Consider the following 24,972-nt stretch of genomic DNA (forward strand, 5'->3'; position numbering starts at 1 on the left):
TTTTCCTCCTTATTGACGTGCCGCCAGCATCGCGGTCAGTTTTTCGGCCCAGGCTTTGGTTTCAGGGAGATCCTGTACCGGCTGGCTGTAGTGACCACGGTTGTCCGGAGCGACAGGGGTGGTGGCATCAATGATCAGCTTGTCAGTGATCCCCGCCGGGCTGGAGCCGGGGTCAAGCTCCAGCACAGACATATTCGGTAGCTGCACCAGATCGCCTGCCGGATTGACCTTAGATGACAGCGCCCACATCACCTGCGGCAGGTTAAACGGATCGACGTCCTCATCCACCATAATCACCATTTTCACGTAACCCAGACCGTGTGGCGTGGTCATGGCGCGGAGCCCGACTGCACGGGCAAAACCGCCGTATCGTTTTTTGGTGGAGATAATCGCCAGCAGGCCGTGGGTGTACATGGCGTTTACCGCCTGCACTTCCGGGAATTCCGCCTTCAGCTGCTGATAGAGCGGCACGCAGGTAGCGGGCCCCATCAGATAATCAATCTCGGTCCACGGCATCCCCAGGTAGAGAGATTCGAAAATGGGTTTTGTGCGGTAAGAGACTTTATCAATGCGCACGACCGTCATGTTGCGCCCGCCGGAGTAGTGTCCGGTAAACTCACCGAATGGCCCTTCAATTTCACGTTTTCGGCCTTCAATCACCCCTTCCAGGATCACTTCCGACCCCCACGGCACATCGAAACCGGTCAGCGGAGCCGTCGCAATCGGATACGGACTTTCGCGTAGCGCACCGGCCATCTCATACTCGGATTGATCGTATTTCAGCGGCGTGGCGCCCATCAGGGTGATGATCGGATCGTTACCCAGCGTAATGGCAATAGGCAGGTCTTCGCCGCGCTCTTCTGCCTTATGCAGATGCAGCGCGATATCATGCATCGGCACCGGTTGCAGGCCGAGCTTACGCTTGCCCTTCACTTCCATACGGTAAATCCCGACGTTCTGCTTGCCGAAGTGATCGGGGTCGAGCGGATCGCGGGAGACAACGCACGCTTTATCGAGATAAAAGCCCCCGTCACCGTCGTTCAGGCGGAACAGCGGCAGAATGTCGAACAGGTTGATGTCTTCCCCGTCCACCGTGTTCTGCGCCCAGGCCGGATTTGCACGACGCTCTGGCGAGACGGGGAATTTGTCCCAGCGACGAATAAACTCGTCGATCTGTTTTTTCACCGGGGTATTTGCTGGCAGCCCCATCGAAATAGCGTGGTTTTGCCACGAGCCGATAGTGTTCATCACCACACGGGCATCGGTGAAGCCGCGAATATTATCGAACCACAGCGCAGGCGCACCATCGCCAATGCGTCCGGTAGCGTTGGCGGCGGCCGCTAAATCCGGCTCAGCGTTTACCTCTTCCTCAATTTTCAGCAGTTGCCCTTGCTCATCGAGCGCCTGCAAGAAGCTTCTCAAATCATCAAATGCCATCTTTATTCTCCTGTGAAAAATGTTTCGCTGCCTGCAAACCTTCCCAGCGTCGGGCTTTTTTATGCTCCAGACCAAACTGGTCGAGAACGCGGGTCACGATATGCTGGGTTATGTCATCGGCGGTTTGCGGGTGGTTGTAGTACGCAGGCATAGGCGGCACCATCGCCACGCCCATGCGGGAAAGGGCAAGCATGTTCTCAAGATGGATGGTGCTGAGCGGCGTCTCACGCGGAACCAGCACCAGCTTGCGTCCCTCTTTCAGCACCACGTCTGCCGCACGCCCTACCAGCCCTTCGGCGTAGCCCGCGCGGATACCCGCCAGCGTTTTCATGCTGCACGGAATGACGATCATGCCGTCGGTGCGAAACGAGCCGGAGGAGATGGTGGCAGCCTGATCGGCCGGGCTATGGACGACATCCGCCAGTGCAGCAACGTCATGCGCAGTGAAGGGCGTTTCCAGCTCAATCGTGGTTTTTGCCCACTTCGACATCACCAGATGCGTTTCCACCTCCGGCATTTCCCGCAGCGCCTGCAACAACGCCACGCCTAATGGCGCACCCGTCGCGCCCGTCATTCCCACAATCAATCTCATTCAGCACCTCAATTATTTTGTTCGTATACGAACATATTAACTAAACTACGCCTGGATCCTGCTGCTGACAAGATCGTTCGCATACGATCACACTATTCGCTAAAAACTCTCGCGTTAAAATTCAGCCCGAGAGCGGCTATCATAGAGGGAGTATTTTTCCGTCGGAGTGTCCATGGAGTTAAGACAAGAAGCTTTTCACCTGCTACGTCAGCTTTTTCAACAGCATACCGCCCAGTGGCAACACGCATTGCCCGAACTGACCAAACCACAATATGCGGTGATGCGGTCAATTGCTGAAAATCCTGGCATTGAGCAGGTTGCCCTGACTGAAGTCGCGGTGAGCACCAAAGCGACGCTGGCAGAAATGCTGAGCCGCATGGAAGCACGCGGCCTGGTCAGGCGCGAGCACGATCCGGCGGACAAACGCCGTCGGTTTGTCTTTCTGACGGCCGAAGGTGAGGCCCTGCTTGAGAGCAGTAAACCGATTGGAAATGAGGTGGATGAGGCGTTTTTAGGGCGCCTTAACGGCGCGGAACGAGAGCAATTTTCAGCGCTCATTAAAAAGATGATGCAGGGTTAAGTAACCCTGACGCGCATAAAATCAATAAATGTTCGCACTTTCGCGGGCACATGCCGGGCATCGGGATAAACAGCATAGATGCCCTGCTGAGCAAACGTGTACTCCGGTAACAGCGAGACCAGCTTCCCTGCATCCAGTGCGTTACGCACCAGCCACTCCGGCAACAGCGCCACGCCACATCCCGCGAGGGCAAAAGCCATCAACGCCTGGGCACTGTCTGCATACAGGCGCGGCGCTTTTCTGATCTCAAAGGAAACAGGATGCCGATCAACGCCTCTCACCTGCCAGCGCAGCGGCGACGTTAAACGCTCGTGAATGATCCAGTCCGCTTCCGCCAGCTGCTCCAGCGAGTCAACCGGATGGTTTGCCAGCCAGCATGGCGTCGCCACGGGCAGGATGGTGAAGGAGGTCATCAACGCGGCGTGGTAGCGCGAATCTGCAAGCGTGCCGAGCCGGATAGCGACATCGAAGCGCTCGGCGATAAGATCGGCATGCAAAGAGGACGAGACATGCCGCACGCGGAGATCAGGGTGCAGCTGGCTAAACTCAGCCAGCAAAGGCACCACCACCTGCGAGCCATACTCGGGCGTGGTGGTGATCCGCAGTTCTCCCGTCAGCCCGGCGTGGTTGGCGCGAACATCATCCTGCAATCGCTCTGCATCCCGTAACAGCATCACGCTTCGTTGATGAAAGAGCTTCCCCGCTTCGGTCAGCGTCAGGCGTCGGGTGGTTCGCAGCAACAGGGTGACGCCCAGCTCCTCTTCAAGCTGACGAATATGAAAGCTGACCACCGCTTTTGTCAGCCCCATCGCCTCCGCCGCGGCGGTGAAACTGCCGGTGTCCGCTACGGCGATAAACATCGCCGTACGCTGTAAATTAAGCATCGCTTGCCTGGTTAACTGTCAAAATAATGTTGACAGTATATCGTCCTTTGTCGCGTTTATCCGTAACGCGCGGGCCGATACGATACGCCACCTCACCGGAGGAACTTCCATGACGTATCGCAGCAAAATCGCCGTCGTCTTTCTGCTCGGTTTTTTCCTTGATTTGATAAACATGTTTATTGCCAGCGTCGCCTTTCCGGCGATGGCTCACGCATTCAATACCACACCTTCCGCGCTTGCCTGGGTAAGTAACGGATACATTGCCGGGCTGACGTTAGTCATCCCATTCAGCAGTATTCTGACGCGCCGCGTCGGGCCGAAGCGCGTTATTCTGCTCTCACTGCTTCTCTTTAGCGCGGCCTCCGTAGCGGCGGGTCTCTCATCTTCGCTGGAAAGTTTGATTGCCTGGCGCGTCGTGCAGGGCGCCGGAGGGGGTTTACTGATCCCGGTTGGTCAGGCGCTGACCTGGCAACAGTTTAAGCCTCATGAGCGGGCCAGACTCACCTCGGCGGTGATGCTGGTCGCGCTGCTTGCCCCCGCCTGCTCACCGGCTGTGGGCGGCATGCTGGTTCAGACATTCAGCTGGCGCTGGATATTTTTTGCCACCCTGCCCGTCGCCATTGTCACCTTTGTTTTGGCCTGCGCGTGGCTTAAAACAGAACCGTCACCGATAAACACCACCAGAATAGTAAACCTGTCTTTGCTGACGGATCCGCTGTTGCGCTTATCCATGCTTATCTATGTATGCGTACCCGGCATCTTTATTGGCGTGAACGTAACGGGCATGTATTACCTTCAGAGCGAGGCCAATATGACGCCCACCGCAACGGGCATGCTTATGCTGCCGTGGTCTGTGGCATCGTTTTTGGCTATCACCGCGACAGGACGCTATTTCAACCGTATCGACCCGCGGCCGCTGGTGGTCATCGGTTGCCTTTTGCAGGCAACGGGCATTCTGCTTTTAATTAACGTCGGCCCGGCTATGCTGTTACCTGCCGTTGCGTTTGCGTTAATGGGTGCGGGGGGAAGCCTTTGCAGCAGTACGGCTCAGAGCAGCGCGTTTTTGACAACGCGGCGGGAAGATATGCCTGATGCCAGTGCGCTATGGAATCTGAATCGTCAGTTGAGCTTTTTTGCGGGTACCCTGCTGCTGGCGCAGGCGCTGAGCTTCATGCAAGCTTATTTTACGCCGCTGGCCGCCTGGCACGGGATGTTTATTTTTGCCGCAGTTATCACTCTGCTGCCCGTACTGTACGTCTACCGTCTTAATAACACGCAGTTACTTGCGCAACTGCAACAGGAGCAACCATGACCCATTTCGAACAAGAGATCCTCGACATCCACGTCGCCCTTGAAAACTGGTTAGGTGCAGGCGAAGGCGAACAGGACGCCCTGCTCGCCCGTTTCCGTCCGGATTTTCTGATGGTTCCACCGAGTGGCGCCCATTTAGATCATCACGCTCTGGCCAAATTTTTATATGCGCAGCGGGGAACCCGACCCGGGCTCAGGATCGGCATTGATGCGTTAACAACGCTTCAGACATGGGACAACGGCGCGGTGCTCCATTACCGGGAGACGCAAAACCGGCCAGGCCAGCCCGTCAACGTGCGCTGGTCAACCGCGGTGCTTAATCAGGAAGGGGATAACATCACCTGGCGTTTGCTGCACGAAACGGCGCAATCGTAAGGCATAAAAAAGGCCCGTCTCACGACGGGCCTTTTCTGACGAATGGTTGCTTACTCGCGGAACAGCGCTTCGATATTCAGACCTTGCCCTTGCAGGATTTCACGCAGGCGGCGTAGCCCTTCAACCTGAATCTGACGAACACGTTCACGGGTCAGGCCAATCTCACGGCCGACATCTTCCAGTGTCGCAGCTTCATACCCCAGTAAACCGAAACGACGTGCCAGCACTTCACGCTGTTTGGCGTTCAGTTCGAACAGCCATTTGACGATGCTCTGTTTCATGTCATCGTCCTGCGTGGTGTCTTCCGGGCCGTTGTCTTTTTCATCGGCCAGGATGTCCAGCAGCGCTTTTTCGGAGTCACCACCCAGCGGGGTGTCAACCGAGGTAATGCGCTCGTTGAGACGCAGCATACGGCTTACGTCATCAACCGGTTTGTCGAGTTGCTCTGCAATCTCTTCCGCACTTGGCTCGTGGTCCAGTTTATGGGACAACTCGCGCGCGGTACGCAGATAAACATTCAACTCTTTGACGATGTGGATCGGCAGTCGAATCGTACGGGTCTGGTTCATAATAGCCCGTTCGATGGTCTGACGAATCCACCAGGTCGCGTAGGTTGAGAAACGGAACCCGCGTTCCGGGTCAAACTTCTCAACTGCGCGGATGAGACCTAAGTTGCCCTCTTCAATCAGATCCAGCAGAGCCAGACCACGATTGCCGTAACGGCGGGCAATTTTCACGACCAGTCGCAGGTTACTTTCGATCATGCGACGACGCGAGGCAACATCACCACGCAAAGCACGACGTGCGAAATAGACTTCTTCTTCGGCCGTTAGCAGTGGGGAGTAACCAATCTCCCCAAGGTAAAGCTGAGTCGCGTCCAGCACACGCTGTGTGGCACCCTGCGATAACAGCTCTTCTTCAGCCAAATCGTTATCACTGGGTTCCTCTTCTACTAAGGCTTTTTCGTCAAAAGCCTCTGATCCGTTCTCATCAAATTCCGCGTCTTCATTTAAATCATGAACTTTCAGCGTATTCTGACTCATAAAGGTGGCTCCTACCCGTGATCCCTGGACGAGACACCCTGGCTGGCATGCCCCGTCAATTTATCGCTGCGGTAAATATTGCAGCGGGTTTACGGATTTCCCCTTGTAACGAATTTCAAAATGCAAGCGTGTAGAACTGGTTCCGGTGCTACCCATGGTAGCGATTTTTTGCCCCGCCTTAACTTCTTGTTGTTCCCGGACCAGCATAGTGTCGTTATGGGCGTAGGCACTCAGGTAATCATCGTTATGTTTGATGATAATAAGATTACCGTAACCGCGCAGTGCGTTACCGGCATAGACAACGCGTCCGTCTGCGGTCGCGATGATTGCCTGTCCTTTACTGCCTGCGATATCGATCCCTTTGTTGCCCCCCTCAGAGGTAGCGAAGTTCTCGATAATCTTGCCGTCAGTTGGCCAGCGCCAGGTGGTGATTGACGAGCTGGCATTCTGACTGCTTGCAGTCGGTACAGTAGAGCTAACCACAGGTGCCGTAGTCGGTGCTGTGACAACAGTCGCAGTACCTTTATTATTCGGCAACATTTTGTTAGCACTCTGATCACCTGAATCCTCAGAATACGTAATTACAGGTTGTGAAGCAACCACCGTGGTGGTTTTTTGTGCAGGAGTAACGCTGTTATTTTGCGCAGTTACGTCGGCCGCTGAAACGGTGTTGCCTGGCGTAAGCGGTGTCCCCGTCGCGTTGCCAACCTGAAGCGTTTGCCCGACTTCCAGAGCATACGGGGCCTGGACGTTGTTTCGCTGTGCCAGATCGCGGAAATCGTTCCCGGTGATCCAGGCAATATAGAACAGCGTATCGCCGCGCTTCACGGTATAGGTGCTGCCGCCGGTATAGCTACCTTTCGGAATGTTCCCATACTTACGGTTATACACTATGCGGCCATTTTCAGTCTGAACAGGCTGTTCCACTGCCTGAATCTGCGTAGGCTGCGTAACTGGACGCCGAACCGGCTGAATCTGCGGAGTTTGCTGCGCCGTTGAGGTGCCCATTTTAGGCGGAGGGGTGATCAACATTCCGCTGGACGTGTTACCCGAGCCGCTGGTTCCATTAACGGAACTGACGGGCGCAGGCGCGTTATTTGAACTTGTACAGCCTGCCAGCCAGAGCGAAACCAGTGATAATGCCGCAACACGGCTGATGGTGAATTTTGGGCTTCCCGCGCTCATTTATCCCCCAGGAATGTGTTAACTACCAGTGACTTAAAAATAACCGTGATGGCACGAATCTATCGCGCCACACCATACGCTGAATTTGCCTTAATAACCCTGGAAAAATCCGAGTCTCAGGCCAGTTCGCCCTTAACCAGGGGCACAAAGCGCACGGCTTCCACGGTATCGATAATAAACTCGCCGCCGCGTCGACGAACGCGCTTCAAAAGCTGCTGCTCATCGCCGACGGGCAATACAAGAATGCCACCCTCGTCCAGCTGCGAAAGAAGCGCAGTGGGGATTTCAGGTGGCGCTGCCGTGACAATGATGGCGTCAAACGGGGCGCGAGCCTGCCAACCCTGCCATCCATCGCCGTGGCGTGTCGATACATTATGTAAATCAAGCTGTTTCAGGCGACGGCGCGCCTGCCACTGCAACCCTTTAATCCGTTCCACCGAACAGACATGGTGCACAAGGTGAGCCAGGATCGCGGTCTGATACCCTGAACCGGTGCCAATTTCCAGCACCCGGGACTCTGGCGTTAACTCCAGAAGCTCCGTCATACGCGCCACCATGTAGGGCTGCGAAATCGTCTGGCCTTGCCCAATGGGCAGCGCCACGTTTTCCCACGCTTTGTGTTCAAACGCCTCATCTACAAACTTCTCACGGGGAACCTGGGCAAGCGCGTTCAGCACCTGCTCGTTGGCGATCCCCTGTGCGCGTAATTGTTCCAGAAGAGTTTGTACACGTTTACTTACCATTGCGCGTTCACTCCGACCCGATCTAACCAGTCCGACACCACATCATGCGCGCTATAAGCGGTTAAATCTACGTGCAACGGCGTAACGGAAACGTAACCCTCATCCACCGCAGCGAAGTCGGTGTCTGGTCCGGCATCGCATTTAGCTCCCGGCGGGCCGATCCAGTACAGGGTATTGCCGCGCGGATCCTGCTGGGGAATAACCTGATCGGCAGGATGGCGACTGCCGCAGCGCGTCACGCGGATCCCTTTGATCTCGTCCAGCGGGAGGTCCGGCACGTTAATATTGAGGATACGTCCGGTACGCAGCGGCTCGCGGCCAAGCGCACGGAGAATGGAGCAGGTCACCGCGGCGGCTGTGTCATAGTGGGTGTGACCGTTTAACGAGACCGCCAGCGCCGGAAACCCCAGGTGACGCCCTTCCATCGCCGCAGCCACGGTGCCGGAGTAAATCACATCATCGCCAAGATTTGGCCCGGCATTGATGCCGGAGACCACAACGTCCGGCCGCGGGCGCATCAGCGCGTTCACGCCCAGAAACACGCAGTCGGTCGGCGTCCCCATCTGGACGGCAATATCGCCATTCTCAAAGGTAAAGGTGCGGAGTGAAGACTCCAGCGTCAATGAGTTAGACGCGCCACTGCGGTTACGATCGGGAGCCACGACCTGCACATCCGCAAATTCGCGGAGGTGTTGCGCCAGCGTCTGAATACCTGGCGCTTGGATCCCGTCATCGTTACTCAGCAATATTCGCATAATCACCCGACGTGTTGATAAGTTCCCTGACAACACTGGTGGCAAAGCTACCTGCCGGCAGCCAGAAGCGTAACTCGACGGTTACGTCATCCCACCAGTTCCAGCTCAGCTGTTGCGGGTAGAGGAGCATCGCACGACGTGCCGCCTCGACCTTTTCCCGCACCAGCAACGATTGTAATTCTGGCGCATCCGCCACCGCTGACTGCTCAGCGGCCAGCGCCTCGCCCTGGGTTCCCCAGTCGCCTGAACCCGGCAAGGCGGCGGTAATCATCAGCGTTTTAGCGTCCACGCGCGACTGGACATCGGCCATCTCTTCGGCCGTTGCCACAAACCAGCTTCCGCGTCCCGCTAATTGTAGCGCATCGCCGACAACAACTTGATTCGCGTCCGGTTTTTTCAGCCGCTCGCTCACAATCTGATTAAACAACGCACTGCGGGCCGCCGACAACCAAAAACTGCGTTTATTACGATCGCGCACCGGTGCACCGCTTTGCGCCCAGCGCAGCGCGCCCAGCAGGTTGCTACCACCGATACCAAAGCGCTGAGCGCCGAAATAGTTTGGTACGCCGCGTTCGTTAATGGCCTTCAGGCGTTTTTCAACGTCCTCGCGTTCGGTCACTTCGCGCAACACCAGGGTAAAGGCATTGCCTTTCAGTGCGCCCAGACGCAATTTGCGTTTATGGCGGGCGTACTCCAGTACCTTACAGCCCTCAAGCTCAAATTTGCTTAAATCGGGCATGGCATTGCCGGGCACGCGGGCGCAAAGCCACTGTTCGGTCACGGCATGTTTATCTTTTTGACCGGCAAAGCTCACTTCGCGGGCGTGAATATTGAGGAATTTTGCCAGCGCGTCCGCCACGAAACGGGTGTTGCAGCCGTTTTTCAGAATGCGCACCAGGATGTGCTCGCCTTCGCCGTCCGGCTCAAAACCCAGATCTTCCACTACCACGAAATCTTCAGGGTTGGCTTTCAGCAGACCCTTGCCCTGCGGTTTACCGTGCAGATACGTCAGATTGTCGAAATCCGTCATTTGGCCGCCTTCACCAGCAGCGCCACGGCTTCACAGGCAATGCCTTCGCCACGACCGGTAAAGCCCAGCTTCTCCGTGGTGGTCGCTTTGACGTTGACGTCGTCCATATGGCAGCCCAGATCTTCAGCGATAAACACGCGCATCTGAGGGATATGTGGCAGCATCTTCGGTGCCTGGGCAATGATCGTCACATCAACGTTGCCGAGGGTGTAGCCTTTGGCCTGAATACGACGCCAGGCTTCGCGCAGCAGTTCGCGACTGTCTGCGCCTTTGAAAGCAGGATCGGTGTCCGGGAACAGTTTGCCAATGTCGCCCAGCGCAGCGGCACCCAGCAGCGCGTCGGTCAGCGCATGCAGCGCCACGTCTCCATCAGAATGCGCCAGCAGACCTTTTTCGTAAGGAATGCGCACGCCGCCAATGATAATTGGGCCAACGCCGCCAAAGGCGTGTACATCAAAACCGTGTCCAATACGCATTATGCCTTCTCCTGAGGGGTCGTACGGGTAAGATAAAATTCCGCGAGTTGTAAGTCTTCCGGGCGCGTCACTTTTATATTATCAGCGCGCCCTTCAACAAGCGTGGGGTGGAAACCGCAATACTCCAGCGCCGAGGCTTCGTCCGTAATGGTCGCACCTTCTTTAAGCGCACGCGTTAAGCAGTCGTGGAGTAATTCGCGGGGAAAAAATTGTGGCGTCAGCGCGTGCCATAGATCGACGCGCTCGACGGTGTGGGCAATCGCTGGTTTACCCGGTTCGGCACGCTTCATGGTGTCACGCACCGGGGCGGCCAGAATGCCGCCCACTTTACTGGTTTCACTCAGGGCCAGCAGACGCGACAGATCGTCGTGATGCAGACAGGGACGCGCGGCATCGTGCACCAGCACCCACTGCGCGTTCCCGGCAGCCTGAATGCCCGCCAGAACGGAGTCAGCCCGCTCTGCGCCGCCGTCAACGACGGTAATCTGAGGATGATTTGCCAGCGGGAGCTGCGCAAAACGTGCATCGCCGGGGCTGATGGCAATAACAACGCGTTTCACCCGGGCATGCGCCAGCAGCGCCGCCACGGCGTGCTCGAGGATCGTTTTATCGCCAATTGAGAGATACTGCTTAGGACATTCTGTCTGCATACGCCGGCCAAAACCTGCGGCCGGCACCACGGCACAGACGTCCGAAAAAGTTGCTGCCATGTCGTAATCCTGGGCCTGATTATCGATTGTTTTGTGCGGAGCCCTGATTGCGTTTAGACGCATCCGGAACCAGGCGATAAAACGTTTCACCCGGCTTAGTCATACTAAGTTCATTGCGTGCGCGCTCCTCAATCGCCTCCTGGCCGCCATTGAGGTCATCAATTTCAGCAAAAAGTTGATCGTTACGCGCTTTAAGTTTGGCGTTTGTCGCCTGCTGTGCCGCGACGTCATCGCTCACCCGGCTGTAGTCGTGCAGTCCGTTTTTGCCGAACCACAGCGAATATTGCAGCCAGACCAGCAAAGCCAGCAACAGCAGCGTTAGTTTACCCATCCTGCCCCCTGAAAAAACGGCATCATCATCCCATAACTTTCCGCTGGACTCTACTGCGGGGTTTTAATTATGCCGTAAGTTAGCCCATCAGCCATAAAAACAGCAGGCCAAAGATGACCACAACGGTGGCGATAGTGATGAGCGTACTATACAGGAGCTTGCCGTTGAAAAGGGAGTGCAGCGCCACGCCCACCACAACCGCAACGGGCATCAGCGCGAGGAAGAAAGGCCAGGTATAGAGGAAGAAAAAGAGGGTGTTTCCACCGTAGATCAAGAACGGGATACCCAGCGCCAGTAGCCACGACACAAAGCCGACAATCGCCCCAGGGAAGGACCAGGTCGTCTCGTCGTCGGTCGTTAACGGTTCCGACCCGGTGGTAATCATGTAGTTTTCACTGTTGCGCATAGCTAATCCTGTGACCGTGACTCATCGCTCGGGAAGACAGCTCCCGAACGATACCGTCTCAGGATCTGATAATATCGTCCCGTCTGAGCAGGTCTAATAATTGGCTTACTAAATTTGTTACCAATTGTTGACCTTCCAGATGAATCTCAGGGGATTCAGGCGCTTCGTAAACCGAGTCAATACCGGTGAAGTTTCGCAGCTCTCCCGCGCGGGCTTTTTTATACAGCCCTTTCGGATCGCGCGCTTCGCAGATTGCCAGCGGCGTATCCACAAACACTTCAATGAAGCGATTCCGGCCCACGCGCTCACGCACCATCTGACGTTCGGCGCGGTGCGGTGAGATAAACGCCGTCAGCACCACCAGCCCGGCATCCGCCATCAGGCTGGCGACTTCTCCCACCCGGCGAATGTTCTCTTTACGGTCTTCATCGCTGAACCCTAAATCGCTGCACAGTCCGTGACGCACGTTGTCGCCGTCCAGCAGGTAGGTGCTCACTCCCTGCTGATGCAGCGCCTCTTCCAGCGCGCCTGCCACCGTGGATTTACCGGAGCCAGACAGCCCGGTAAACCACAGCACAACCCCACGGTGACCGTGGAGCTGTTCGCGCTGGGCGACGGTGACCGGATGAGGATGCCAGACGACGTTCTCATCATGGGCAGCCATTACATGCCTCCCAGCAAATCGCGTGCGCCCCAGTGCGGGAAGTGTTTACGCACCAGCGCATTCAGCTCAAGTTCAAACGCGCTGAACTCAGAGGCCACGGTAGCCTGCGTGTTTGGTTCACGGACCATCCCGGCGCCGACGGTGACGTTGGTCAGGCGGTCGATAAAGATCAGCCCGCCCGTCACCGGATTCTGCTGATACGGATCCAGCACCAGCGGCTCGTCGAAGGTCAGATCCACCAGACCGATGCCGTTCAGCGGTAGCTCGCTCACGTCACGGTGGGTCAGGTTGTTGATGTCCACCTGGAACTGAATGCCGTCCACGCGGGCGCGGGTTTTCTTGCCGGCAATTTTAATGTCATAGCTCTGGCCTGCGGTCAGGGGCTGTTCCGCCATCCACACCACGTCCACGGATGCGCCCTGCACCGCCGCCAGCGTTTCCTGCGCGTCGACCAGCAGATCGCCGCGGCTGATGTCAATCTCGTCTTTTAGCACCAGGGTTACTGCTTCACCTGCCCCTGCTTCGTCCAGATCGCCATCAAAGGTGACGATACGGGCAATGGTCGATTCCACGCCGGACGGCAGCACCTTCACGCGCTGGCCCACGTTGACCGAGCCGGACGCAAGGGTGCCGGAGAAGCCGCGGAAATCGAGGTTCGGACGGTTTACGTACTGCACCGGGAAGCGCATCGGCTGGGTCTCAACCACGCGCTGAATTTCAACGGTTTCCAGCACCTCCAGCAGCGTCGGGCCGCTGTACCACGGCATGTTCGCGCTCTGAGAGGCGACGTTATCCCCTTCCAGCGCCGACAGCGGCACAAAGCGAATATCGAGGTTGCCCGGCAGCTGTTCAGCAAAGGTCAGGTAGCTCTGGCGGATCTCGTCGAATCGCGCTTCGCTGTAGTCCACCAGATCCATTTTGTTCACCGCCACCACCAGGTGTTTGATCCCCAGCAGCGTAGAGATAAAGCTGTGACGACGCGTCTGATCCAGCACGCCTTTACGGGCGTCCATCAGCAGGATCGCCAGGTCACAGGTGGACGCGCCGGTCGCCATGTTACGGGTGTACTGCTCATGCCCCGGGGTGTCGGCGATAATAAATTTGCGCTTTTCGGTAGAGAAGTAGCGATAGGCGACATCAATGGTAATGCCCTGCTCGCGCTCCGCCTGCAAGCCGTCCACCAGCAGCGCCAGGTCGAGTTTTTCGCCCTGGGTGCCGTGGCGTTTACTGTCGTTGTGCAGGGAAGAGAGCTGATCTTCGTAAATTTGTCGCGTGTCGTGCAGCAGACGACCAATCAGGGTACTTTTCCCGTCATCAACGCTGCCGCAGGTCAGGAATCGCAGCAGACTTTTGTACTGTTGGGCGTGCAGATAAGCTTCTACGCCGCCTTCATCGGCAATTTGTTGGGCAATAGTCGTATTCATGGCGGCTCCTTAGAAATAACCCTGACGTTTCTTCAGCTCCATGGAGCCTGCCTGGTCGCGGTCAATCACGCGGCCCTGTCGCTCACTGGTGGTCGACACCAGCATCTCCTCGATGATCTCCGGCAGCGTCTGCGCACTGGATTCCACCGCGCCGGTCAACGGCCAGCAGCCGAGAGTACGGAAACGGACCATCTGTTTTTTGATCACTTCACCCGGCTGTAAATCAATGCGATCGTCGTCGATCATCATCAGCATGCCGTCGCGCTCCAGGACCGGGCGCTCTGCTGCCAGATACAGCGGAACGATCTCAATATTTTCCAGATAGATGTACTGCCAGATATCCAGCTCGGTCCAGTTGGAGAGCGGGAAGACGCGAATGCTTTCGCCCTTGTTGATCTGGCCGTTGTAGTTGTGCCACAGCTCCGGACGCTGGTTTTTCGGGTCCCAGCGGTGGAAGCGGTCGCGGAAAGAGTAGATACGCTCTTTGGCGCGGGATTTCTCTTCGTCACGCCGTGCGCCGCCGAAGGCCGCATCAAAACCGTATTTATTCAGCGCCTGCTTCAGCCCTTCAGTTTTCATGATATCGGTATGCTTGGCGCTGCCGTGCACGAACGGGTTGATGCCCATCGCCACCCCTTCCGGGTTTTTGTGCACCAGCAGCTCGCAGCCGTAGGCTTTGGCGGTACGGTCACGAAACTCGTACATCTCGCGGAATTTCCAGCCGGTATCCACATGCAGCAGCGGGAACGGCAGCGTCCCCGGATAAAACGCTTTACGCGCCAGGTGCAGCATGACGCTGGAATCTTTACCGATGGAGTACATCATCACCGGGTTAGAGAACTCGGCGGCCACTTCGCGGATAATGTGGATACTTTCCGCTTCGAGCTGCCGCAGGTGAGTAAGTCGTTTTTGGTCCATAACCGTTCCTTAAGCCAAATTTATAACAGAAGAACCAAAGCCTTCCGTATCGGTTGTGTGTTGGAACCAGGCGAGGGTGTCGTGCAGCTGCACCACCTCTCCCACCACGATCAGGGCGGGCATAGGGGCATCTTTCGCCAGGGTTGCAAGGTTTTGTAACGTGCCGATGGCGACGTGCTGATCGACGCGCGTGCCGCGAGAGATGACGGCAACCGGCGTCGCCGCATCGCGACCGTGCTGAATAAGCTGTTCGCTGATATCCGCCGCTTTCATCGTGCCCATATAAATCGCCAGGGTTTGTCGGCTCTGGGCAAGATGCGACCAGTCAAACGGCGTGCTGTCGGCTTTGTAGTGCCCGGTCACAAAGGTCACGCTCTGGGCGTAATCACGATGGGTCAGCGGAATACCGGCGTAGGCCGTGACGGCAGACGCCGCCGTAATGCCGGGGACCACCTGGAACGGGACGCCCGCTTCGGCTGCCGCCTGCAACTCCTCGCCACCACGGCCGAAGATAAACGGGTCGCCCCCTTTCAGGCGCACCACGGTCTTGCCCGCTTTCGCGGCGGCAATCAGCATTTGATTGGTGTCGTGCTGCGGCACGGAGTGCTCGCCGGCACGTTTACCAACGCAGATTTGCTCCGCGTCACGGCGGATCAGTTCGCGAATACCGTCGGTGACCAGATGGTCGTAGAACACGACATCCGCATCCTGAAGAACCTGGAGGCCACGCAGCGTGAGCAGCCCGGCATCGCCCGGCCCGGCGCCCACCAGAATGATCTCCCCGCCCGTACTGCCGGGGTTATCCAGTTCGTCCTCGAGAATTTTTTGCGCCGCCGTCTCGTTACCGGCATGCATCAGGCTGGCAAAGCGGCCGCGAAACACACGCTCCCAGAAGCGACGGCGTTCCGTCACGCTGGTCAGACGCGTTTTAAGGTGGTTGCGCCAGTAGCTGGCCTTCTCCGCCATGCGCCCGAGGCTGGTCGGCAGCAGCGCTTCGATTTTTTCCCGCAGTACGCGCGCCAGCACCGGCGCGGTGCCGCCGGAGGAGATCGCCACCAGCAGCGGCGAGCGGTCAACAATCGACGGGAAGATAAACGAGCACAGCGGCTGGTCGTCTACCACGTTCACCAGACGGTGACGGTCCTGAGCTGCGTCGGAGATTCGGCGGTTGAGCGCCCGATCTTCGGTTGCCGCAATCACCAGCACCACGCTGTCGATCTGAGACTCTTCAAAATCCGCCTCTGCAACGACCTGCACCTGCGCCCCGGCGCGTTGCAGGAACGCGATTTTGCGATCGGCAATTTCACCCGTCCCGACAACCAGTACCGGTCGGTCTTTCAAGGCAGCAAAAAGGGGGAGATAGTCCACAGGCAACAACTCACTAACAACCAGGAATAAAGGGACTATAGGGGGCGGCTTAGACCGAATGAAATTACGAATTGGAATGAGTAGTTACTCAATGGAATAACGCCATGGAAAAGCAAATATCAAAAAGTGCTTAACACGCGAAATTTCGGGCATTTAAGCGCAATTCAAATTGTGTCTACCCGATCACAGTTTCATACTATGCGGGTTAAAATTTTGCTCTGTTTTTAAGGACTCACTATGTTTTCCGCAATGCGCCACCGATTCGTTGCCCTGGCGCTCGGCGTTTGCTTTATCCTTCCGGCTCAGGCAAAAAATCAATCTTACGGTGAAATAGCCAGTATGCAGGCGCGGCATATTGCGACGGTCTTTCCGGGCCGCATGACCGGAACCCCAGCCGAAATGCTCTCGGCAGACTATATTCGTCAGCAGTTTGCGGATATGGGCTATGAGAGCGACATTCGCGCTTTCCACAGCCGCTACATCTATACCTCACGCAATAAAACGCAGAACTGGCATAACGTAACCGGCAGCACGGTCATTGCGGCGCACGAAGGAAAGGCGGCTGAGCAGATTATTATTATGGCGCACCTTGATACCTACACGCCGATGAGCGACGCCGATGTCGATAATAACCTCGGCGGGCTGACGCTTCAGGGACTGGATGACAATGCGGCGGGGCTGGGCGTCATGCTTGAGCTGGCCGAACGCCTGAAGAATATTCCGACGAAATACAGCATTCGCTTTGTTGCGACCAGCGGTGAAGAAGAAGGAAAACTCGGCGCTGAGAATCTCCTTAAGCGCATGACCGCTGAGGAGAAGAAAAATACGTTGCTGGTGATTAACCTCGATAATCTGATCGTGGGAGATAAGCTCTATTTTAATAGCGGACAGAGCACGCCGAGCAGCGTACGTAAACTCACCCGCGACCGCGCGCTGGCGCTTGCCCGCACGCATGGCGTCTATGCCGCGACAAATCCGGGTGGTAACCCCGATTATCCCAAAGGCACGGGCTGCTGTAATGACGGTGAAGTGTTTGATAAGGCGGGCATTCCGGTGCTGTACGTCGAGGCAACTAACTGGGCGCTGGGCAAAAAAGATGGCTATCAACAGCGCGCTAAATCGAAGGCGTTCCCAAACGGGACCAGCTGGCATGACGTGCGGCTGGATAACCAGCAGCACATTGATAAAACGCTGCCGCAGCGGATTGAGCACCGCAGCCGGGATGTCGTGAAAGTGATGCTGCCGCTGGTGAAGGAGCTGGCGAAAGCGGGGAAAGCCTAATGCAATTAAGCCCGGTGGCGCTGCGCTTACCGGGCCTACAACGGCACGAAACGTAGGCCCGGTAAGGCGTAGCCGCCACCGGGCGAAAAAACATTACCCTTCGTGCAGCCCGCACTCGCGCTTCAGCCCAAAGAATCGCGTCTCTTCTTCCGCCATTCCCGGTTCCCATTTACGCGTGGTATGGGTGTCGCCTACCGACAGGTAGCCCTGCTCCCACAGCGGATGGTACTTCAGCCCGTGCTTTTGCAGATACTGGTACACCGTGCGGTTATCCCAGTCGATGATCGGCAGCACTTTGAACACGCCACGCTGCACCGCCAGCACCGGCAGCGTTGCCCGGCTCCCGGACTGCTCGCGGCGGAGCCCAGCAAACCACGTCTGCGCATGAAGATCTTTCAGCGCGCGGTTCATCGGCTCGACCTTGTTGATCTCATTGTATTTCTCGATGCCCTCAACGCCCTGCTCCCACAGCTTGCCGTAACGCGCCTCCTGCCAGGCCGCGCTTTCGGTTGCGCGATAAACCTTCAGGTTCAGCTTGAGCTTGTCCGTCAGCTCGTCGATAAACTGATAGGTCTCCGGGAACAGATAGCCGGTATCGGTGAGGATCACCGGAATGTCCGGACGGATCTGATTCACCAGATGCAGACTGACCGCCGCCTGAATGCCAAAGCTCGACGAAAGCACATAGTCTCCCGGCAGGTTTTCCAGCGCCCACGCCACGCGCCCTTCGGCGTCGAGCTTTTCCAGTTGGGCGTTAGTTTCTGCCAGGGCCAGAATGCGTTCAACTTTTGGCAGGTCATTAAGGGCGTTTAGATCGAGTACGGACATAAGAACCTCGTTTGCCTGTTTCGCCGGGCGGCACTGCGTTTGCCCGGCCTACAAAACCCGTAGGCCCGGTAAGCGAAGCGCCACCGGGCAAAGGATGGATTACTCCCAGAAATCCCTTGCGGGATCGAGCACCGGGCGAATGATACCCGTACGTACCGTAAAGTCGCCGAAGCCTTCACCCGCTTCGCGCTCTTTCGCCCAGCGTCCGATAAGCACGTCGAGGGAATCGAGAATTTCCGGCTCGGTGATGTTCTCGCGGAACATACGCGGAATACGTGTCCCGATACGGTTACCGCCCAGGTGCAGGTTATAGCGACCCGGCGCTTTCCCTACCAGACCGATTTCGGCCAGCATCGCGCGGCCGCAGCCGTTCGGACAGCCCGTCACACGCATAACAATATGCTCGTCCGGAATACCGTGTTTTTCCAGAATAGCCTCCACTTTATCAGTGAAGGACGGCAGGAATCGCTCGGCTTCGGCCATCGCCAGCGGACAGGTCGGGAACGACACGCAGGCCATTGAGTTTTCACGCTGCGGCTTCACCGCGTTCATCAACCCGTGCTCGTGCGCCAGCTCTTCAATTCTCGCCTTTTCGCTTTCCGGCACGCTGGCGACGATCAGGTTCTGGTTGGCGGTAATACGGAACTCGCCTTTGTGGATCTTCGCGATTTCCAGCAGGCCGGTTTTCAGCGGACGGCCCGGATAATCCAGAATACGGCCATTTTCAATGAACAGCGTCAGGTGCCAGTTATTGTCGATGCCTTTCACCCAGCCGATGCGATCGCCGCGACCGGTGAATTCGTAAGGGCGGATCGGCTCAAACTTGATGCCCGCGCGACGCTCCACTTCTTCTTTGAACGTCTCGACGCCTACGCGCTCAAGGGTATATTTGGTTTTCGCGTTTTTACGATCGGTACGGTTACCCCAGTCACGCTGGGTCGTGACCACCGCCTCTGCCACGGCCAGCGTGTGCTCCAGCGGCAGGAAGCCGAACTCGCTCGCGGTGCGGGCGTAAGTTTTCTTGTTACCGTGCTCAATGGACAAACCGCCGCCCACCAGCAGGTTAAAGCCGACCAGCTTGCCGTTTTCGGCAATCGCCACGAAGTTCATGTCGTTGGCGTGCAGGTCGATATCGTTCTGCGGCGGGATCACCACCGTGGTTTTAAACTTACGCGGCAGGTAGGTCTGACCGAGGATCGGCTCTTCATCGGTGGTGGCGACTTTCTCCTGATCGAGCCAGATCTCCGCATAGGCGCGGGTACGTGGCAGCAGATGTTCGGAGATTTTTTTCGCCCACTCGTACGCTTCGGCGTGCAGCTCAGATTCGTACGGGTTCGAGGTGCAGAGCACGTTACGGTTCATGTCGTTGGCAGTCGCCAGCGCGTCCAGACCCACGGAGTGCAGCATCTGGTGCACCGGCTTGACGTTCTTCTTCAGAATGCCGTGGAACTGGAAGGTCTGACGGTTGGTCAGACGAATGCTGCCGTAGATTGTGTTTTCACCGGCAAACTTGTCGATCGCCTGCCACTGTTTCGTAGTGATTACCCCGCCCGGCAGACGACAGCGCAGCAGCATCGCGTGACGCGGCTCCAGCTTCTGTTCGGCACGCTCGGCGCGGATATCGCGGTCGTCCTGCTGGTACATACCGTGGAAACGGATCAGCAGGAAGTTGTCGCCTTTGAAACCGCCGGTCAGGCCGTCATTTAAATCTTCGGCAATGGTACCGCGCAGGTAGTTGCTCTCTACCTTCATGCGCTCGGCATCAGTCAGTTTGCCTTCGACCACCAGTGGGCCAGGATGTTTTTCGCTCATTAGTAGACATCTCGCTGATAACGGCGCTCTACGCGCAGCTCACTTAAAAATTCATCCGCCGTTTCGGCATCCATACCGCCGAATTCGGCAATCACTTCCAGCAGTGCCTGCTCAACGTCTTTCGCCATGCGATTGGCGTCGCCGCAGACATAAATGTGGGCGCCGTCATTGATCCAGCGCCACAGCTCTGCGCCCTGTTCGCGCAGTTTGTCTTGTACGTATACTTTTTCTTTCTGATCGCGGGACCAGGCCAGATCGATGCGGGTCAGCACGCCCTCTTTGACGTAGCGCTGCCACTCAACCTGGTAGAGGAAATCTTCAGTAAAGTGCGGGTTGCCGAAGAACAGCCAGTTTTTACCCGGCGCGTCGTCTGCCGCACGCTGCTGCATAAAAGCGCGGAATGGCGCAATACCGGTGCCTGGGCCAATCATAATCACCGGCGTTTCGGGGTTCGCCGGCAGGCGGAAGTTGTCGTTGTGCTCGATAAAGACGCGAACTTCGCCCTCTTCTTCCACGCGGTCTGCCAGGAAGCCTGACGCCCCGCCCGCCCGCGCGCGGCCTTCGATGTCGTAACGCACCACGCCAACGGTGATGTGGACTTCGTTTTCCACTTCCGCCTGCGAGGAGGCGATGGAGTACAGGCGCGGGGTCAGCGGACGCAGCAGGCCGACCAGCGCGTCAGCATCCAGCTGTGCCGGAGAGAAACGCACCATATCGACAATCGGCGTTGTCGCCGCGTATTGCTGTAACTTCGCCTTGTCCCCGACCAGCGGAAGGAGCGATTCGCTGCGGGTTAAGGTGGCGTAGTTTTCAACGATGTTGGCGGTGTTGACCGTCAGTTCGAAATGCCACTGGAGCGCCTCGGAGATCGAGAGCGTTTTGCCGTCCACGGTAACCGGTTCATCGCCTTTCAACCACAGCAGTTCGACCAGCTCTTTCACCAGCGCCGGATCGTTCTGATACCAGACGCCCAGCGCATCGCCAGGCTGGTAACGCAGGCCAGAGTCACCGAGATCGATTTCGATATGGCGCACGTCTTTTTCTGAATCACGGCCCGTGATTTTCTGGTTTACCGACAGGCTCGCCGTCAGCGGCGCCTCTTTCGTGTAAGGGCTGGTGTGGATTTCGTTAACGGTGCCGGCTACGGTAACGGCGGCCTGCGCTGGCGTCTCTTTCGGGACGCGGGCCTTCAGCACCTCAACGATGCGCGCCCGCCATTCGGCGGCGGCAGCCTGGTATTCCACGTCAGCGTCTACGCGATCCAGCAGGCGCTCTGCGCCCAGCTCCGCCAGCTTGCTGTCGAAATCTTTACCGGACTGGCAGAAAAATTCATAGGACGTATCACCGAGGCCGAAGACGGCAAAGGCGGTGCCCTCGAGCTTTGGCGCTTTTTTCGAGAACAGGAACTTATGCAGTGCGACGGCTTCTTCAGCAGGCTCACCTTCCCCCTGCGTTGACGCCACCACCACCAGCAGTTTTTCTGACGCGATCTGTTTGAATTTATAATCCCCGGCGTTGACCAGGTTAACGTTCAGCTTCGCGGCGAGCAGGTCATCACGCAGCGCTTCGGCCACACGCCGGGCATTACCCGTTTGCGAAGCGGAGATAAGCGTGATGGCAGGAATTTCAACGGCCGTTGGCGGTACGCCTGCCACAGCACCCGGCTGCTGGTTCAGCATTCCCCAGAAATAGCCGGAGACCCAGGCAAGCTGGGTGGGTGAAAAATCGGAAGTCGCGGCCTGGAGGCGCGCCAGTTGCTCCGGGTTAAGGGGAAGCAAATTTGAAGGTGGGGCCTGTGTTGTCATGCGTCGTTATGTTCCAGTAGCAAAGCGGACTTTAAGCGAATAAATCCAAACTGAAGATAAGGTTAACGGCGGGGATAATAACAATTAAAGAAGGGATGGAAATAATTAATAACCAAATGGACTAACCTGTTTTAGTTATCGTTCTTAACGATAAAAGCGATTAAATAACTATATGAAATAAAACAACAAAAGTCGATAAACACCATGGATACGAGGCGGTGACCGTTCAGAGCCGTTTTAGTTAATGATAAAAATTGTGCTTTCCGGTACTATGCGGCGGTTTTTTCCGCATTCCTGAGAGCTATGATGTCCACCACACTGTTTAAAGATTTCACCTTCGAAGCCGCACACCACCTTCCACACGTTCCTGCCGGGCACAAATGTGGCCGCCTGCATGGACACTCGTTTATGGTGCGTCTTGAAATCACCGGTGAAGTCGATCCCCATACGGGCTGGATCATGGACTTTGCCGAACTGAAGGCCGCGTTTAAGCCGACCTACGATCGTCTCGATCACTACTATCTGAATGATATTCCGGGCCTTGAAAACCCGACCAGCGAAGTGCTGGCGAAATGGATTTGGGATCAGATGAAACCGCTTGTGCCGCTGCTAAGCGCGGTGATGATCAAAGAGACCTGCACGGCAGGCTGCGTCTACCGCGGGGAGTGAATCTCCTCCGTTTCGGCCTCAAGAGGCACGAGCGGCGTAAACTCATAGAGCACCAGCGCATTACTCTCCAGTGATTCTGTCAGTTGCCAGCCGTCATCAATGCGTTCATCGTACAGGGAAAGCGTTGGACGCGCTTTGTGCGCTATCCAGCGCCACATCTCTTCGTCAGGGCCGCTTTCGCTGCCTACCCCTTCAAGCAACGGATAGAGCGCGCCGTTATGCTGATCGAAAAGATGGCGTTTAATTCGCCAAATACCGCGCATGCCCTTCAGATGTAAATGATACTGCTGGCGAAAACGCTGGATGAATGCTTCTTCACTGGAAAGGAGCGGATTAAAAACCACCACATTACGCAGCAGCAACTGGTAACCATTGTGATGGCGCGTGAGCAGAACACGCCCGTCGTTTACCAGCACCTCGCCCCGCAGGCGTTGCCAGAGCCAGAGTACCCAATAAACCGGCCGTGGAAGACCATGGTTGTACTGTAGCGCAAGGCTTGACGTATCGATGGTGTTGTTCGCACGGGCTTCACCCTGAAGGCCCGAATTGAGCCAGAATCCCCCTAGCCAGACCTGTTCCGATAGCCCGAGCAGGCTCTGCATCAGCAGCGCCCCACGAAAAAACCAGCCGTTTGTCGCCCGCGTGTTCCCGGTGAGGGTATTCCAGGAGAGAAGCCAGACGGGAAGAGAACATTTGCGCAGACGAAGGGCGGCGATAATCTGGCGGATCTTCTGTACCGGATAATTTTCTGTAGAAGAGAGTTGGGCTGGCTCCCGCTGCGCAGGATCGAGAAGTTCATTGGCATCGGCTGAACAGGCAAGAAAATCGGCCTGCATCAGGATGGCTGAGCTGAACAGGGTATTGTCGCTCACGCCCGCGCTGTCGGGTGAAAATCGATGCCATAAACCAAACTTTGCCTGTGGCAGATAGTTGCGTATGACGTTTTGCTGCGCCAGCCAGACCTGCTCCCGGGTCTCCTCACTCGCCTGTGTTGACCAGTGCATGACAAAGTGCCAGCCCGCGGTGATCTCGGGCGAAAAATGATTGACCGACCGTTGTAAAAAACGGGCAAGTAGATCGCGACGGGTCGTTACGCCGGTGTGCAGCAGCACCGTCCATTGCTTTTTTGCCAGCCAGGTGAAGAGCTGATGCAGATTGTACCAGCAGGCGTAGCCCGCCATCTGGGGGTCATCCCACCCGGTGGCAAACAGACGGCTGCTGAGAAAAGGTTCGGCGATATCAATTCCCTCTATGGGAATGGCCTCATTTATCGCTTCAAGATTCTGACGAACGTCCTCACGCAGTAAATCGTCGAGCTCACGCAGGGTAATGACCACCCGCATACGACGCAGCGAGGTGGAGAGAGGATTAAGCTGCTCAAGATCCAGTGTCTGCTCCTGCTGCGGTCGATCGATAAGCGGGGAGGCTCCCCAGCCGCGCGCCACCGGTTCATTGAGCAGGCTAAACAGCTTATCCATGGCCACCGGATAGCGCTGCTCACACCTGTCCGTACGAACACGTGTGGCCTCCGGGTGCTGGCGTCGGGACTTACGAAACTCACCCGGGGACATATTGTGAACACGCCGAAACCGATCGGTCATCATACGCGTGCTGGCGAAACCCTGCTCAAGCGCAATCTGATGCAGCGGTCGGTTCGTCAGACGGAGCGCGTCAGCCGCCTTTTCCAGCCGCAGGGTGGTGATGTACTGCATGAAACTGATCCCCACTTCCTTTCTAAAGAGACGAGAGAGCCAGGCTTCAGAGACATATTCACTCGTGGCGATTTCCGCAAGCGTAATACGGCGAGAATAACTGGCATTGATCCGCTCTATCACCCGGGCAATGCGTTTGCTGTGCGCTGGGGAAAGTTCACGGGACAAAAACCGGGCGGGCTGCTGAAAGCGGCTGGTCAGCAACAGCAATATCTCGCTCAGCCAGCGGTACGCCTCCAGCCGGTAGCGGTGTGGGTCGTTAATGAGGGTGACCACAAGAAGCTGGCGCAGCAGATCGCGAAGCGCATCGCATTGGGGCCAGACGCCTCCGGCTTCTGCCGGTATAGCGTAATCATGGACAAAAAAATCATTGCAGAGCTGGACCACCCAGCGCCCGGAAAGGGACACGCGCAGGGTGATATTTGCCGTTTCGCTCGTGAACTGCCAGCGTCGATGACGGTTGATGATGGCAAGGGTATTGGCCTCCAGGATGTCACGTCCCACATCGGTATTCAGCTCAGCCCGCCCTTCCAGCACCCAGAGCAACGTTAGCGTATCGCCTTCATCCTCCACGCAGTGGCGAATGTCCTGGATCTCCACCCAAAATTCATCTCCCCGCTGATTCATCTTTCC

General features: G+C 56.8%; 26 protein-coding genes. 6 read left to right on the forward strand and 20 right to left on the reverse strand.

The window, feature by feature from the left end:
- Positions 1–9 precede the first annotated feature (9 nt).
- Positions 10–1,437: a non-oxidative hydroxyarylic acid decarboxylases subunit C gene (locus tag CKK19_RS11550; protein ID WP_023298476.1), complete on the reverse strand. Its 1,428-nt coding sequence runs from the start codon at positions 1,435–1,437 to the stop codon at positions 10–12.
- A complete protein-coding gene (locus CKK19_RS11555) occupies positions 1,427–2,029 on the reverse strand; it encodes a non-oxidative hydroxyarylic acid decarboxylases subunit B (RefSeq protein ID WP_003862111.1) in 603 nt (200 codons plus the stop codon). The genes CKK19_RS11550 and CKK19_RS11555 overlap by 11 nt, the downstream gene beginning before the upstream one ends.
- A gap of 172 nt (positions 2,030–2,201) precedes the next feature.
- On the opposite strand from CKK19_RS11555, the gene CKK19_RS11560 reads away from it, so the two are divergent.
- Complete coding sequence (locus CKK19_RS11560) at positions 2,202–2,609, forward strand: MarR family winged helix-turn-helix transcriptional regulator (protein WP_022651767.1); 408 nt, start codon at positions 2,202–2,204, stop codon at positions 2,607–2,609.
- Here the strand turns inward: CKK19_RS11560 and CKK19_RS11565 are convergent.
- The gene (locus CKK19_RS11565) at positions 2,606–3,493 is read right to left on the reverse strand and encodes a LysR family transcriptional regulator (RefSeq protein ID WP_023298477.1); all 888 of its coding nucleotides are present in this window, start codon (positions 3,491–3,493) and stop codon (positions 2,606–2,608) included. The genes CKK19_RS11560 and CKK19_RS11565 overlap by 4 nt on opposite strands.
- Before the next feature lie 109 nt (positions 3,494–3,602).
- Between CKK19_RS11565 and CKK19_RS11570 the strand changes: the two genes are divergently transcribed.
- On the forward strand, positions 3,603–4,805 hold the full coding sequence (locus CKK19_RS11570) for an MFS transporter (protein ID WP_063853180.1): 1,203 nt from the start codon (positions 3,603–3,605) through the stop codon (positions 4,803–4,805).
- Positions 4,802–5,179, forward strand: a complete 378-nt coding sequence (locus tag CKK19_RS11575; RefSeq protein WP_063853181.1) for a DUF4440 domain-containing protein — start codon at positions 4,802–4,804, stop codon at positions 5,177–5,179. Before CKK19_RS11570 ends, CKK19_RS11575 begins: the two co-directional genes overlap by 4 nt.
- Positions 5,180–5,229: 50 nt before the next feature.
- Here CKK19_RS11575 and rpoS read toward each other — a convergent pair whose 3' ends face one another.
- Together rpoS and nlpD are read right to left on the reverse strand one after the other, a co-directional pair.
- Complete coding sequence (gene rpoS / locus CKK19_RS11580) at positions 5,230–6,222, reverse strand: RNA polymerase sigma factor RpoS (RefSeq protein WP_022649182.1); 993 nt, start codon at positions 6,220–6,222, stop codon at positions 5,230–5,232.
- 60 nt (positions 6,223–6,282) lie between these two features.
- The gene (gene nlpD / locus CKK19_RS11585) at positions 6,283–7,356 is read right to left on the reverse strand and encodes a murein hydrolase activator NlpD (RefSeq protein ID WP_318654001.1); all 1,074 of its coding nucleotides are present in this window, start codon (positions 7,354–7,356) and stop codon (positions 6,283–6,285) included.
- Here nlpD and CKK19_RS25380 point away from each other — a divergent pair.
- Complete coding sequence (locus CKK19_RS25380) at positions 7,298–7,429, forward strand: peptidase (protein WP_306173474.1); 132 nt, start codon at positions 7,298–7,300, stop codon at positions 7,427–7,429. The two genes, nlpD and CKK19_RS25380, sit on opposite strands and share 59 nt — an antisense overlap.
- 94 nt (positions 7,430–7,523) lie before the next feature.
- Here CKK19_RS25380 and CKK19_RS11590 read toward each other — a convergent pair whose 3' ends face one another.
- The 11 genes from CKK19_RS11590 to cysG form a co-directional block, all read right to left on the reverse strand.
- Positions 7,524–8,150: a protein-L-isoaspartate(D-aspartate) O-methyltransferase gene (locus CKK19_RS11590; RefSeq protein WP_022649184.1), complete on the reverse strand. Its 627-nt coding sequence runs from the start codon at positions 8,148–8,150 to the stop codon at positions 7,524–7,526.
- The gene (surE, locus tag CKK19_RS11595; protein ID WP_063853183.1) at positions 8,144–8,905 is read right to left on the reverse strand and encodes a 5'/3'-nucleotidase SurE; all 762 of its coding nucleotides are present in this window, start codon (positions 8,903–8,905) and stop codon (positions 8,144–8,146) included. Before surE ends, CKK19_RS11590 begins: the two co-directional genes overlap by 7 nt.
- Positions 8,886–9,935, reverse strand: a complete 1,050-nt coding sequence (gene truD / locus CKK19_RS11600) for a tRNA pseudouridine(13) synthase TruD (protein ID WP_023298481.1) — start codon at positions 9,933–9,935, stop codon at positions 8,886–8,888. The genes surE and truD overlap by 20 nt, the downstream gene beginning before the upstream one ends.
- Complete coding sequence (gene ispF / locus CKK19_RS11605; RefSeq protein WP_003862097.1) at positions 9,932–10,411, reverse strand: 2-C-methyl-D-erythritol 2,4-cyclodiphosphate synthase; 480 nt, start codon at positions 10,409–10,411, stop codon at positions 9,932–9,934. Before ispF ends, truD begins: the two co-directional genes overlap by 4 nt.
- Positions 10,411–11,121 (reverse strand): 2-C-methyl-D-erythritol 4-phosphate cytidylyltransferase, encoded by a 711-nt coding sequence (gene ispD, locus CKK19_RS11610; protein ID WP_000741569.1) that lies wholly within the window; start codon positions 11,119–11,121, stop codon positions 10,411–10,413. Before ispD ends, ispF begins: the two co-directional genes overlap by 1 nt.
- 19 nt (positions 11,122–11,140) lie before the next feature.
- Positions 11,141–11,452 carry a cell division protein FtsB gene (gene ftsB / locus CKK19_RS11615; protein WP_003862095.1) on the reverse strand — a complete coding sequence of 104 codons (312 nt, stop codon included), beginning with the start codon at positions 11,450–11,452 and terminating at the stop codon, positions 11,141–11,143.
- 79 nt (positions 11,453–11,531) lie between these two features.
- Complete coding sequence (locus CKK19_RS11620; protein WP_006811767.1) at positions 11,532–11,858, reverse strand: DUF3561 family protein; 327 nt, start codon at positions 11,856–11,858, stop codon at positions 11,532–11,534.
- A 58-nt stretch (positions 11,859–11,916) separates the two neighbouring features.
- Positions 11,917–12,522, reverse strand: coding sequence for an adenylyl-sulfate kinase (cysC, locus tag CKK19_RS11625; protein ID WP_022649188.1), 606 nt, complete (start codon positions 12,520–12,522; stop codon positions 11,917–11,919).
- Complete coding sequence (gene cysN, locus CKK19_RS11630; RefSeq protein WP_063200645.1) at positions 12,522–13,946, reverse strand: sulfate adenylyltransferase subunit CysN; 1,425 nt, start codon at positions 13,944–13,946, stop codon at positions 12,522–12,524. The genes cysC and cysN overlap by 1 nt, the downstream gene beginning before the upstream one ends.
- 9 nt (positions 13,947–13,955) lie before the next feature.
- Positions 13,956–14,864, reverse strand: coding sequence for a sulfate adenylyltransferase subunit CysD (gene cysD, locus CKK19_RS11635; RefSeq protein ID WP_006811770.1), 909 nt, complete (start codon positions 14,862–14,864; stop codon positions 13,956–13,958).
- A 9-nt stretch (positions 14,865–14,873) separates the two neighbouring features.
- On the reverse strand, positions 14,874–16,232 hold the full coding sequence (cysG, locus tag CKK19_RS11640; protein WP_063853184.1) for a siroheme synthase CysG: 1,359 nt from the start codon (positions 16,230–16,232) through the stop codon (positions 14,874–14,876).
- Positions 16,233–16,469: 237 nt separating this feature from the next.
- On the opposite strand from cysG, the gene CKK19_RS11645 reads away from it, so the two are divergent.
- Entirely contained in the window at positions 16,470–17,513 is a 1,044-nt protein-coding gene (locus CKK19_RS11645) for an aminopeptidase (RefSeq protein ID WP_023298484.1), read from the forward strand.
- 93 nt (positions 17,514–17,606) lie between these two features.
- Here the strand turns inward: CKK19_RS11645 and cysH are convergent, their stop codons facing one another.
- The 3 genes from cysH to cysJ form a co-directional block, all read right to left on the reverse strand.
- Positions 17,607–18,341 carry a phosphoadenosine phosphosulfate reductase gene (gene cysH / locus CKK19_RS11650; protein ID WP_063853185.1) on the reverse strand — a complete coding sequence of 245 codons (735 nt, stop codon included), beginning with the start codon at positions 18,339–18,341 and terminating at the stop codon, positions 17,607–17,609.
- Positions 18,342–18,440: 99 nt separating this feature from the next.
- A complete protein-coding gene (cysI, locus tag CKK19_RS11655; RefSeq protein ID WP_063853186.1) occupies positions 18,441–20,153 on the reverse strand; it encodes an assimilatory sulfite reductase (NADPH) hemoprotein subunit in 1,713 nt (570 codons plus the stop codon).
- Positions 20,153–21,958, reverse strand: coding sequence for an NADPH-dependent assimilatory sulfite reductase flavoprotein subunit (gene cysJ / locus CKK19_RS11660; RefSeq protein WP_058676750.1), 1,806 nt, complete (start codon positions 21,956–21,958; stop codon positions 20,153–20,155). The genes cysI and cysJ overlap by 1 nt, the downstream gene beginning before the upstream one ends.
- 303 nt (positions 21,959–22,261) lie before the next feature.
- Between cysJ and queD the strand changes: the two genes are divergently transcribed.
- Complete coding sequence (queD, locus tag CKK19_RS11665) at positions 22,262–22,627, forward strand: 6-carboxytetrahydropterin synthase QueD (protein WP_006811776.1); 366 nt, start codon at positions 22,262–22,264, stop codon at positions 22,625–22,627.
- Here the strand turns inward: queD and CKK19_RS11670 are convergent.
- Positions 22,612–24,966, reverse strand: a complete 2,355-nt coding sequence (locus tag CKK19_RS11670; RefSeq protein ID WP_225455142.1) for a helix-turn-helix domain-containing protein — start codon at positions 24,964–24,966, stop codon at positions 22,612–22,614. The genes queD and CKK19_RS11670 overlap by 16 nt on opposite strands.
- Positions 24,967–24,972: the final 6 nt, after the last annotated feature.

The sequence above is a fragment of the Enterobacter sp. CCUG 70166 genome (assembly GCF_020224095.1).
GTDB classification, from domain to species: domain Bacteria; phylum Pseudomonadota; class Gammaproteobacteria; order Enterobacterales; family Enterobacteriaceae; genus Enterobacter; species Enterobacter intestinihominis.